Genomic DNA, 13,214 nt, shown 5'->3' with positions numbered 1-13,214 from the left:
ATAAGGCTCTTTCTAATGCTATAATAACTCTACTGGCAGGGTATTCAACCAGTTGAAAAACCCAGCATCTAATCGATGCAATTAACCTTGAAAACTTAAGGTATGGGGTTCTTGCAAGAAATGCTTTGGCCATATAAAACCTTAAAGCACCAAGTACAGAGAACAAAGCATTTTTTTCTCAAGTACGGTAGGGCATACCGAAACTATCTCTGAAATGGGATGAACGACTGGGGAGACTCACCCCTCTGGAGTAGGTTAGGAAACTAGCTTGCTGTAAGGGTTGTCAATGAATCAGTAATCCAAAGCCGTGAGGCTTGGAGAATCCCCTTTCTTTAGAAATGGGGAGTATGTCAAAGGAATCAGTCACCCGTTTTTTTCGGTTGCAATTCCCGCCTTTTGATAGGTCCCCTGTCCCCTAATCACTGGTGACTGATAACTCTAAAGGCGGTTCTCAATCCTCAAAAAATCATTAAATCTTGACAAGATTAATCCAAAACTTAGAAATTAAACCTTAAAAGTCTATGATTTTCGGGAGGTTAAGCCATACAATAAAGGATAATCTTGCCAAACAGGAACAGGCCCTATGAGTTCACTGCTCCACCCTTCAGATCAGGTCTCTAACAAAGTTGTTTCATCTAATGGTACTTTAAGTGATTCCGATCTATTATTGCGGAATCGTCTCAAAATAGTAGAAGATTTGTGGGAGTCAGTCCTGCGTCAAGAGTGCGGTCAAGAATTAGTCGATTTACTCAAGCAGATGCGCTCGATGACCTCTCCAGAGGGACAAGCATCTCACTTTCAAGAGTCAAACGTTTCCCAACTAATTGAACAGCTCGATATCAATGAATCGATTCGGGCGTCTCGCGCTTTTGCCCTGTACTTCCAGCTCATTAACATCGTTGAACAACATTACGAACAACGTGAGCAACAACTAGCTTATACTAAAGGTCTATCGACCGAAAAGCAACTGCTGATCCCCAAAGATCAAAAAAATTCAACCTTTGAAACTCGCAATCAACGGTTCTCAGACGAACGAGAATATCCGCTCAATCTTTCCGATATCTCGACCCAATATCAAGCCGGACAGGAATTAGCAACCTTTCATCACCTGTTCCCGATGTTGCGATGTTTAAACGTTCCCTCCCAACAAATCCAAAGATTAATTGATCGCCTCGATGTTCGCTTGGTGTTTACCGCCCATCCCACCGAAATTGTACGCCATACCATCCGCACGAAACAACGCCGCATTGCTAAAGTTTTACAACAACTTGATCAAGTCGATCTCAATGTCAGAGGAGTCAGCGAAAATCTAATCGATCAAGCCTCAACCCTCTCCTCCTGGACAGATGAACTCTACGATCAACTGACGGAAGAAATACGCCTGTGGTGGCGTACTGACGAACTCCATCAGTTTAAGCCCACAGTTCTCGATGAAGTAGACTACACCCTACATTACTTCCAAGAAGTTTTGTTTGATGCCATTCCCCAACTCTATCAACGCATCAAACACGCCCTAAACGCCTCCTTCCCCTACCTAAAGCCTCCTAAATACGATTTTTGCAAATTTGGTTCTTGGGTGGGAGCTGATCGCGATGGAAACCCCTCTGTGACTCCAGAAGTGACCTGGCGAACCGCTTGCTATCAACGGCATTTAGTCCTGGAAAAATACATCTGTGCAGTTCAAGCCCTCAACGGGCTGTTAAGTTTATCGCTACACTGGAGTGATGTCCTGCCGGAATTACTCGAGTCCCTCGATCGCGATCGCACACAAATCCCGGAAATCTACGATCAACTCGCCATCCGCTATCGCCAAGAACCCTATCGTCTGAAATTAGCCTACGTTCAAAAACGACTCGAAAATACTCGCGATCGCAACTGGCGGCTTTACAATAGCGATGATGTGACCCTAGAGCGGGAAAAACTTCTCAGTCCTGAGAAAAATGCGGGTAGTTTTTACCAGTCTGGCGGGGAATTCCTGGAAGAACTCACCCTGATTCAGCGCAATTTACACGAAACAGGCATCGATTGTCGCGATCTGGAAAATCTCCTCTGTCAAGTTGAAATTTACGGGTTCTCCCTCGCTCGTCTGGATATGCGTCAGGAGTCGTCCGTTCACTCCAACGCCCTTAGTGAAATTGCTGAATATCTACAAATCCTACCCAAATCTTACAACGAACTCTCCGAAGCTGAACGCTCCCTGTGGCTGTCTACCGAACTTCAAACCCGTCGTCCTCTGATTCCTTCTGAACTTCCCTTTTCCGAGAAAACCTGCGAAACCATTCAAACCTTCCGCACGATGCGGGATCTCCAACGGGAATTCGGCGCTGAGATCTGTCAAACTTATATTATCAGTATGAGTCACGAAGTCAGTGACCTACTAGAAGTTTTACTCCTGGCCAAAGAAGCTGGACTTTATGACCCCGCTACCGGAATTGCCAATCTCCTGGTGGTGCCGCTATTTGAAACCGTCGAAGATCTCAAATGCGCTCCGATTGTGATGAACAATTTGTTCGATTTACCCCTGTATCGCGCCATGCTAGCTGGAGGTTACGAACATTATCAGCACAACTCTAAAGATACGGATCGCTCCCTCCAAGAGATTATGTTGGGCTACTCCGATAGTAACAAGGATTCGGGGTTCTTAAGTAGTAACTGGGAAATTCACAAAGCCCAAAAAGCCCTACAAAAAGTCGCAGAGTCCTACAACGTTAATCTTCGCATCTTCCACGGTCGGGGCGGTTCAGTCGGACGCGGAGGCGGTCCTGCTTACAAAGCGATTTTATCTCAACCCGGTAAGAGTATTAGCGGTCGGATTAAGATTACTGAACAAGGGGAAGTCCTCGCCTCGAAATATTCTCTAGCTGAGTTGGCGCTTTATAATCTTGAAAGCGTCTCGACCGCAGTGATCCAAGCCAGCCTCCTGCATACAGGGTTTGATGAGATTGAACCTTGGAATCAGATCATGGAAGAATTATCCGTGAAATCGCGATCGCATTATCGCGCCTTGATCTACGAACAACCTGATTTAGTCGAGTTTTTTGATCAAGTCACTCCCATTCAAGAAATTAGCCAACTGCAAATTAGTTCTCGTCCGTCTCGACGTCAGGGAGACAAGAAAAAGGATATTTCGGGTTTAAGAGCCATTCCTTGGGTGTTTAGCTGGACTCAAAGCCGTTTTCTACTCCCCTCCTGGTACGGTGTGGGTGCGGCGTTACAAGAATTTGTCCAAAAAGCACCGGAAGAACATATCAAACTGTTGCGTTACTTCTACTACAAATGGCCGTTTTTCCGCACGACGATCTCTAAGGTGGAAATGACCCTGGCTAAAGTCGATATGCAAATGGCTCACCACTATGTTAAAGAGTTGAGTGATCGAGAAAATCTTGAACGGTTTGAAGCCTTGTACGAACAAATTGCTCAGGAATTTCACCTCACCCGTCAACTGGTTCTACAAATTACCGAACATGAACGCTTATTAGATGGCGATCCCACCTTGCAACGTTCAGTACAGTTACGCAATGGTACAATTATTCCCTTGGGTTTGCTACAAGTGGCTCTATTAAAGCGTTTACGTCAGCATGGACTTGCCAGTGCGCCGGGAGTGATTCATTCCCGCTATAGCAAGGGTGAACTGTTACGCGGTGCGTTGCTTACGATTAATGGAATTGCCGCCGGAATGCGAAATACAGGCTGATTTACAGTGATCAGTAAACAGTTGTCACTTAAACTTAGTCCTATGGGCTAGGACTTTGATTTGGAGACAGGATTTTAACTGATGGTGGGGGTTTGGGGGCGGGTTCATTACAGTTTACAGTTTACAGTTATCAGTTACCAGCTTTTACAGTTATCAGTTACCAGCTTTTACAGTTATCACTGGTTACTGGTCACTGGTCACTGGTCACTGGTCACTGGTCACTGTTCACTGGTCACTGTTCACTGTCCCCTGTAACCTATTCCCTAATTTTCTTGCGAGAGCGGGAAAAACGTGTTATTGATAAGAGTGATCAAGCTGGAGTGAAAGCGTATCGATATCGGTACAGGGACATTTCGTTGGTCTTCTGCACAAAAGCTAATAACCATTGGAAATTCAGTAGACTGAGCAATCATTATTCATGTATTCAAAACGGGTTCCACTCAATATACCTAGTGGCTGGGCGATCATTCATAATACTTTCGGAGATGAAGATCCATTAATTCGAGAGGGTTGGATTGTCAATTCTCACTTTTACAATGAAAATTTACTCTTAATTCAGCCGATCAGGTTTGAGGGAACAAGTTCAACAATTGATCCGCAGGGCGATCGTTTGAAACTGGGTTGGTTTCCTCAAGGGAACCCTCACGGTTGCTATCGGTTGACTTTGGAGAAGGGAGACGTGGAAACTCCTATTTTTCAGTATGAGTCGAGAGAACGTGAAACTATTCGTCGAGTGATTGAACGCTGTTTTCAATTAATCACGGAAGGGGTTCAAGCCGAAGAGATCGAAAAAGAAATTAAAGCCGATGCAAAAAGCATTGAAAAAAATAACCGTATCTTTTCGGGAACTCGCAAACGAATATTTGACAGCAAGGAATCTCCAGAAAAGAAAAATAGACTCACTTACAGTCAAGTTGGTTTTTATTGGCCAGTTTACTATGAAGTGAGTAATATGATCTACCTTGAACCGAAGTCGAATAAGGTGAAAGATGATATGCTAGCACCGGACAATAAAAAAATTTGAATTCCTTGTTTAAACCAACAGTAAGAAGGGTTTTAGGAGATAGATAGAATTATGATTGCTTCAGAACAAAATCCAGAAATAGTCTCGAAGGAAGAGTTGACAGACAAACCTTTGTTTGATACCCTGCTCGAGTTCTTTGATGAAGATGGTTGGGTCTTTAAAGAGATTGAACATCGCCGGGTTTTAGCATTAGGAATAGAAGGGAAAAATGGCAGATTTGACTGCTACATGATCGCCCGTGAAGAAGAAAAACAACTGAGTGTCTATTCGGTTTTTCCGGTGAAAGTCCCTGACCACAAACGCTATAGCATAGCAACCTTTCTGACGATGATAAATTATGGGATTGTCATCGGCAACTTTGAAATGAATTTCTATGATGGAGAGATTCGCTATAAAACCAGTTTAGATGTCGAAGGCGATCGCCTCTCCTCAACCTTGGTGAAGCACTTAGTCTACTCGAATGTGACGAGCATGGATAAATATTTACCGGGGATTATGTCAGTCATCTTTGGGAATTTATCGCCTGAAGAAGTTATTTCTCGGGTGGAAAACTAAGAGATAAAAAGACAGACAAGCAGGGAGTTGGGTTAGGTAAAAACCCCTCTCTGTCTACTCTATGGTGTTGAAACGAGAATGTTCTAACATCAGTAAATGTTCCGCCCGAGCGATCGCTAAATAGGTTTTTTCGACGGCATCAAGATTCACCGAAATAGAGGTGACACCCCATCGGATTAAATGTTCAATCAGTTCAGGATATAAAACCGGAGCATCCCCACAAATTGAACAGGGAATTTTAGCTGTTATTGCCGTTGAAATTAATTGTTGAATCGCTTTCAGCATCGCCGGATGAAGTGCGTTTAAATGAGCAGGCGGGTGAGTTTGATTGCGATCAATCCCGAGAATAAATTGACATAAATCATTGGTTCCAATGGAAATCCCTTGCACTCCCGCTTTGATATAGTCGGACAGTAAAAAGATTACGGATGGAACTTCCGCCATGATCCAAATTTGAAACCGAGGATTATGGGTTAACCCGGTTTTTTCAATACAGTGACGGTAAATCGAAAACTCCTCAACAGAACGAACAAAGGGTAAAATCAGACGAATATTATCACAACCAGACTGGTAGAGCTGAGATAAAACAGCCAGTTCTAACTCAAATAACGTTGAATAGAGTTTGGGACTGTGGTGTTCACAGTTAGAGGAACGAGTTAAAACCGCGAGTTCAGAATTCTCCGCTCCCCATAAAGGTCTAACTTCTTGATGAAAGTCTCGCAAGTCTAGAGCGCGGTAAAATAGAGGATGGGGAGCGATCGTCGCCGCTAAACGTTGGAGTGCTTCAGTCATTGTCTCAATAAATTGGGACTGATACTGAGGTTGTAAGAATTGACTAAAATCAACAGAAGCGATCGCAGAGCCTAATACATCTAACGCCATTAGTTCCGAACGGACTAAGCCTATCCCATCAATCGGTAAATCTTTTAGTCGCTCTAAAGAACTGGATTGACTCAGATTCACCATTAATTGCGTCGCAATCGGAACCCGTAAAATATCTTGAGAAAAATGGGGTTTTGTCTTCCAGATAGATGAGTTCTGATCTGTCGTCATATTCGGGTCTTGAATCCGATGAACTTCTCCGCGATCGCCATCAACGAGCAGAGATTCTCCCATTTTAATCTGCTCAGTGGCACTGGGTACACCAATCACAGCCGGAATTCCCAGTTCTCGCGCTAAAATTGCACCATGTCCAGTCATTCCGCCCTGTTCTGTGACTAAACCGCCAGCGTGTTTCAGCAGAGGAAGCAACTCGGGTGTGATCGTGGGAACGACTAAAATTGATCCCGTTGGAAATAGATGGGTTTGAACTCCAGAAGCTGTCGGAATATAGGCTTTCCCCAGCCTTTGTCCTGCGGAAGCGGCTATTCCTTTGAGATCAGCAGAAGATGGCTCCGAGTCAACAACGGGCTGATCTTGGGCGATTAAACAACTATCGAGAATGCAGACTTGAGAGATGTAAAATTCGCAGGACTCACAGAATGTCCACTCGATCAACCCAGATGTTCCGAGATCTGTTGCGATCGGTTCGATTAACTCGATTAAGGATTGCAGTTGAGCGGGTTTGAGGACGGGTTCCTGATGTTCTTCAGGACTCAACAATTTGGCCTCTACAGGGCTTTTCAAGGGGGATAGGGAGGATTGAGCAAACCCTGTCCATTGACTGTCTAAATCGCTAAATTCTCGGGTTTCGGATGATTTTAAACGGTAGGTAATGGTTTTGTAACCCAGTCGTTGTTGTTGGACTTCTCGGGTTTGCGGATGAATTTGATAATGATCGGGGTGGGTTTGTCCCCATAAGATTGCCAATTCTAAACCCCAAGTGGCTCGAATTTCCCAAAATTCAGCATCGATGCGAATTGAACCGGAAGCGATCGCCTGGGGGATTGATTGTACTAGAACCGTTGGTTTGAGTTGTTCGAGTTTGACTCCCTTGCGTTGCCAGTATAATAAATTTCTTGCTCGAAATAATTCAGCCCAGGCTTGTTTTAACCCCAATTCAATCCCATCAATTGTTGTCCAACTGATCACTGGATCAAATAATCCACTCGTGGGTACTGAGGGCAATATTAAATCTGGATGAAACATCACCGCTTGAGCGTTGATTGTTTGTAGGCCAGATTGCAATGTCGATCTCAATTGAGAAGATAATTTTGATGTGATGATTTGATGACGAATCCGTTGGGCGATCGCCTGCAATTGTCGAGGATTGTTGACATCAATATGTAATGAAGAAGTCGGAAAATCAACGAAGAGCGGTTCTAGCCAGTCTATCGTTTCCAAAAACTCACCATAGATTTTCGCACTCACCACAAAGCCAGGAAGGACTGGATAACCCCGTTGGATTAAATGACCCAAGTAAAAAGCCCTATCCCCAACAACCGATCGGTCTGTGGTTTGAATTTTGTGAAGCCAGTAGAGATTTTCCACGCCATCAGTTGATAGACTGAAAGACATCTTATTATATATAATTTTATTACAAAACTGTTGCTATTTTAGCAAAAGGTGTGATATGAAGGGGTTGGGGATCTATAAACACATCAATAAAAACAACTGTATATCTCAGTAGAACGAGAGGCGTTGTACACAAGATCTATAGATCGCGTTTCCCTTAAGCTGTAATCTTTTCATGGGTAGGGATGATTCATCAATTATCCTAACTGTTCACGGATTTTCTAACCCCTAACCCTGGTAAATCATTCGGAATTAAACAGCCTTGTTTCACCGTTGCACCTGTAAAGGGATCATCAATTAAATTCAAGTGAGAGTCTAAATCTAGATAATCAGCTAGCGGTGCCAGATGAGAAGCGGCAGTATTTGCCAAACAACTATCAGAATAACAGCCAAACATCACCTGTAACCCAAAAGCTTTCGCAGTATGTATCATCCGCCAAGCTTCTGTTAAACCGCCAGATTTCATCAGTTTAATATTAATACCATGAATATAAGGAGCGAGTAGAGGAATATCCCGACTCTTAAAACAACTTTCATCCACAAAAATGGGTATTGGAGATTGGTCATAAAGTTGAGGAAGTTCTTTTAAAGCAACATCTACCCCTAACGGTTGTTCAACATATTTTACTCCGACCGACGCTAACCAGTGACACATTTTGACTGCATCGGGTAAATTCCAACCGCCATTCGCATCAACAAACAACACCGCATCGGCAGGGGCTTCTGTTTTCACCGCCATCAACATTTCTTGATCGGCTTCGATCCCTTGCGGGCTGCCCAATTTTACCTTTAATACCCGTACATCGAGATAATTTAACCAATCTCTGACTCTGGCTTTTGCACCTTCTGGGGTATTAATCCCAATTGTTACCGAAATTGGGACAATGTGATCGCGATCGAGTCCCCACAACCGCCACAAGGGTAATCCCAGCTTTTTTCCCATCCAGTCGTGAAACGCCATATCCAACGCCGCCCAAGCCGATGAAGGAAGTTGACTGTCCCTGAAAATTGCTTCGATCCGTTGTCGATCAAAGGGAGTCAATGCTTCCAATTTCGGGATCATCTCCTCTAACGCCGCTACCAACGTTTCTGAGGTTTGGGGCTGACTCCCCGTTGAGAAGGGCGATGCTTCTCCCCAGCCTTCGATCCCATCGTGAGAGACTTTCAGCCAAATATTCGTAGAGTGGGTTGTGGTTCCCCGGCTGATCGTCAAGGGAAAGCGTTTGTTCACAGTGAAGGTTTGAACTTGAAGCTGCATCTTCGTGGGTGTGGCTGGATCGACTGTGGTGTATGGGATAGGCATTTTTACAGGGGGCTGTCACTTCCACCTGTTTTTTCCCTTGACCTTACTCTAACCCCAAAATTCCTAAATTCGATGTGATGCTCATCACCTCAATGACTTCCAAGTTGTCACCAACTCAAACGGTTTCCCCTCACGCGGATACTTCTGAATTCTCACAGGGTTTCGAGAATACCATCACTTCTTATTTTTGTAATTGCATTGATACTAAGTCTTGTCGTTCAAGTGCATCGCAAATGTCAGATATGTTTAACCTCAAAGCTATCTTGTTCTCAATGCGTAAAAGATTGACCCGGAATTCTAAAACAGATTTAACCATTTTGAGCTTACATCAAGTGATTCAGCATCAAAATCAAATGTTACAACAACTGCAATCTGAAAATCAAGAGTTGAGACAGTTGGCAAATTTAGATGAACTTACTAGACTCGCTAACCGTCGTAAATTTTATGCTTATCTCTATGAACAATGGGAACAATGTAGCCAACAACCCTTATCGGTGATTCTCTGTGATGTTGATTTTTTCAAACCTTACAATGATACTTATGGTCATATTGCCGGAGATATCACTTTAAAACAAATTGCTGACGCGACTCAAAAAGCTGTTCAAGAAATTCTCGATCCCAATAGCTTTCTTGTGGCTCGTTATGGAGGTGAAGAATTTGCAGTGATTCTTCCTCAGTTAAATACTCAACAAGCCATGCAGATTGCAGAACATATTCGTCAGCAAGTGGCGGCTCTCCAAATTCCTCACGCACAGTCAAAAATTAGCTCATTTGTAACCCTGAGTTTGGGTGTAGCCAGCCGGAAACCCAATGATGAATTCTCGGCTTTAGAACTTTTAATGGATGCGGATCGTGCTTTGTATAAAGCCAAATCAAAAGGACGTAACCGCGTGGGGTATAGTTCCCATTTACAGAGTTGTGAAACGACTACTTTTTGTTCCTGCTGTGAACAAGCCTGAAGTTGAAATCGTGAGTGTTATATTAGATTGATCCCCTCAAGTGATCATCCTCAATGTAATTTTAAGGCGAGACTTTGAGAGAACATCTACCTCTTCCTCACGCAAACTACAATAAGATATCGGTAAAATATATTAGTTTTAAATTCATTTAAAAGTCGCACAATTAATGTTTTAATTTTAATTAAAATTGCTATTTTACTCATTTTAAATTGGATTAACTCTAAATTGACTGACGACTTCAGGGCGACGATTAATAATTGCAGCCGGAATGGTTTCAACCTCCTCTTCAGTATAGGGTTCAATTCCATAAACGGTGACTTGTAACTGTTGAGTTTGCGGATCAATGACAAATTCAGTCCAGCCAAATGTATGAGCCGCTACATAGCCTCCCTGAATTAATTCAGCATCAATTTCTGACTCTTCTAAGCCAATCGGATCATAACCAAAAGAAACAATTCTATTATCTAAAACCTCTTGAATAAACTCATCTTTTTGAAAACGAAGATCTAAACCAGAATAAATATCTTTAAGTTCAGGAGATAATAAATCATCCGGTGTTAACGCTACTGTAGCCACCCCAAACGGCGCCGCTATCTGTTCATTGTCTAACTCTAACTGTACCGCAGTCGGTTCGACGGTAATTTCAAAGGCATTGGTGGAAATTTGCGGCTGTTCAAAACCTGTTTGATAAGTTAGATTATTCACAATTGTACCATTGGCTTGTCCTGAAACAAACACCACATTATTAATATTATTTTCATCAATAAACCTTAATAACTCATTGCGTTCATCTGCGTAACCTTCCCACCGATCCTCCGCCTCGAAAAAGCCTAAATTCTGCATCGGAACTGGAGAAAAAACAAATTTCCAAGTAATTCCCGCCGCCTCTGAACCTAACAAATCATTTTTCAACTCTTCTAATTGTGCTTCTCCCAATAACGTTCGATCTGGGGTAAATGTTTGCTCGATAAATTGATTAATTTGTCCCTCTGTGGGAACATCAGGAAGCGGAAATAATGATTCATCTCTAAACGAACGAACATCTAAAATAAACGCCGCCGCATCTTTTCCATAAGGAATTGCACGATAAAGTTTTTGTTGATTTGCGGTGCGAGAATCTCCGGTTTCTCCATAGAATAAATTCCGTAAGGGTTGAGACTCAATAAACGAATTTAACGCCGTTTCAAACAAAGGCGTATCATTGACAAATTCTCCTTCTGTTCCAAAAATAGCCTGAGTTAATAAACGACTCGTTGGCGCAACTCCTCCCGCAAAATTATTAATTAAATTCTGATCATCCCAAACTGCATAAATCGGCGTTGATGATCCTAAATTTGCTAACGGATTAATTCCAGCCCGTTGAGACACTGTTTCATTATATTTTGTGTTAAAATCAACTTCAGTAATCGCTTGAGAAACTCTCGGCAAATCCGGCGATACGGTATCCGCAGAAATCGTATCACCCAGTTGGATAAAAAAGTCTAAATTGCGTTCAGGAACGTTAATTAAAGACGGATAAGGGGCTAATTCACCTTGCACGGTTCCACTCACGCCAAACCTTAATCCCCGTTGAACTTCTAGAGGCGGAACGGTTCTAAAACTTCCCACTTCGCTAGTTCCTAAAGCATTGGTAACGCGATAAAAATATTGAGTTCCCGGTGCTAAATTCCCCACTTCAATTTTAACTGGAGTCACAACATTATTAATCGGTTGGGTTTGTGATGTTATAATTTGATTAAAGTTGGGATCGGTTGCAACATCAAACTCAATCTCTCCCGGAACTGTGCTACGAGTTAATAGAATTGCCGAATTTTGTGTAACATCTCCCACCGCAACTTGGTTGGGAAACGGTGAATTATCCGGCGATAAAAATGCACTAAAATCTCTATTTTGAGTCGCACCAATATCGAGATAATGTTGAATTCCTGTCAGTTCATCTCGTACAACTGCAACGGCTACATCCGGGTTTTGAGATAAATAATAATTGGAATTATATAAAAGACTGGGAGGGCGATCTTCAAATTGACCAAATTTAACAAAGTGTTCAATCGCTGTTAAAACACCCTCGTTAACGGCTGTACTCACATCGGGATTTTGCGTTAAATAAAACTGCGTATCAAATAATATACTGGGGTTGCGTCTTTCAAATTGACCAAATTCGATAAAATGTTGAAAGCCATTATTAATAATCCCTTGCGTTACCGCATCCCGAATGGTTGGGTTAGCCGCTAAATAATCCAATTCATTATATAATGGACTCGGTTGGCGGACTTGAAACTGACCTGACTCAATAAAATGATCAAATCCACTTTCAATGATCCCCGCTTCCACCGCCGCTTTGACATCGGGATTATTTGCCAAATAAAAGGCTTCATTAAACAGATCTTCTGCATTTAACATAGTGGAAAAATAGGGAATTTTAGACGGGGATCATCTATACAGTAACCAGTGAACAGTAACCAGTGAACAGTGATAACTGTAAAAACTGGTAACTAATAACTAATAACTGTAAACTGTAAAAACTGGTCACTGGTTACTGTAAACTGTAAACAGTAAAAGCTGGTTACTGTAAACTGTTTAAAGCGATCGCTGTGCGATGACGAGGGCTATTATAATTTAAAGTGACAAGTTGAAAACCCGCATCTGTTAACGTTTGTTCTAAATTTAAACTAAAATATTCATCTAAATAGGGTTCAGTGCTTTTGAGTAACGTAAAAACATAAGGAGGCATTCGAGAAATGACTTCAGATTTAGGGTTCATATCCATAACTGCAATATAACCCCCCGGACGCAATAATCGTTTAGCTTCTTGAAAAATCTGTTGAGTCGCAACTTGCGGCAATTCGTGACAAACTAAACACAATGATACTAAATCAAAACTCTTTTCCGGTAAATTAGTGGCTTCTGCGGGCGCATGAACCCAAGTGGGTTGAGGATATCCTTGTTGCTGCCATTTTGGACTATTATATTGAGCAACAGCTAAAAAATAGGGCGACAAATCAACTCCGGTAATATTTGCTTGGGGATAAAGCTGTTGCAGGGAAAAGGTACTCATTCCCACACTGCATCCCAAGTCTACAATATCCTGTAAATTTGTCGGTAACGAAGCCCGTAAAACGTCGTTGTAACTCTGACGCAGACGGTGATCCCCGTCAACGCCCGCTTCGGGCCAGATTTTGGCATGAACCGCATAGGCGGCGACTTCGACTTCTACTGCGGCTTGCC

Annotated in this window: 8 protein-coding genes; 4 read left to right on the top strand and 4 right to left on the bottom strand. The window is 42.6% G+C overall.

Translation table 11 applies throughout. The features are described 5' to 3' along the window. The first annotated feature begins 583 nt into the window (after window positions 1-583). The 3 genes from ppc (at window position 584) to WN50_RS24390 (ending at window position 5,273) form a co-directional block, all read left to right on the top strand. Window positions 584-3,694, top strand: coding sequence for a phosphoenolpyruvate carboxylase (gene ppc, locus WN50_RS24400; protein ID WP_046279012.1), 3,111 nt, complete (start codon window positions 584-586; stop codon window positions 3,692-3,694). A 418-nt stretch (window positions 3,695-4,112) separates the two neighbouring features. Then, window positions 4,113-4,718, top strand: coding sequence for a hypothetical protein (locus tag WN50_RS24395; protein ID WP_046279011.1), 606 nt, complete (start codon window positions 4,113-4,115; stop codon window positions 4,716-4,718). A gap of 51 nt (window positions 4,719-4,769) precedes the next feature. After that, complete coding sequence (locus tag WN50_RS24390; RefSeq protein ID WP_046279010.1) at window positions 4,770-5,273, top strand: type III secretion system chaperone family protein; 504 nt, start codon at window positions 4,770-4,772, stop codon at window positions 5,271-5,273. 54 nt (window positions 5,274-5,327) lie between these two features. On the opposite strand, the gene WN50_RS24385 is transcribed toward WN50_RS24390, so the two are convergent. Next, on the bottom strand, window positions 5,328-7,730 hold the full coding sequence (locus tag WN50_RS24385) for a putative PEP-binding protein (RefSeq protein ID WP_049561067.1): 2,403 nt from the start codon (window positions 7,728-7,730) through the stop codon (window positions 5,328-5,330). Window positions 7,731-7,929: 199 nt separating this feature from the next. After that, window positions 7,930-8,985, bottom strand: a complete 1,056-nt coding sequence (locus WN50_RS24380; protein WP_046279009.1) for a dipeptide epimerase — start codon at window positions 8,983-8,985, stop codon at window positions 7,930-7,932. A 317-nt stretch (window positions 8,986-9,302) separates the two neighbouring features. On the opposite strand from WN50_RS24380, the gene WN50_RS24375 reads away from it, so the two are divergent. Next, a complete protein-coding gene (locus WN50_RS24375; protein ID WP_160315438.1) occupies window positions 9,303-9,989 on the top strand; it encodes a GGDEF domain-containing protein in 687 nt (228 codons plus the stop codon). A 204-nt stretch (window positions 9,990-10,193) separates the two neighbouring features. On the opposite strand, the gene WN50_RS24370 is transcribed toward WN50_RS24375, so the two are convergent. Together WN50_RS24370 and WN50_RS24365 are read right to left on the bottom strand one after the other, a co-directional pair. Continuing rightward, entirely contained in the window at window positions 10,194-12,389 is a 2,196-nt protein-coding gene (locus tag WN50_RS24370; protein ID WP_046279008.1) for an alkaline phosphatase D family protein, read from the bottom strand. A 163-nt stretch (window positions 12,390-12,552) separates the two neighbouring features. Further along, the coding region (locus WN50_RS24365; RefSeq protein WP_049561062.1) for a class I SAM-dependent methyltransferase at window positions 12,553-13,214 on the bottom strand (662 nt) is incomplete at its 5' end.

It is taken from the genome of Limnoraphis robusta CS-951 (assembly GCF_000972705.2).
This window is presented reverse-complemented; position numbering and strand designations above follow the sequence as displayed.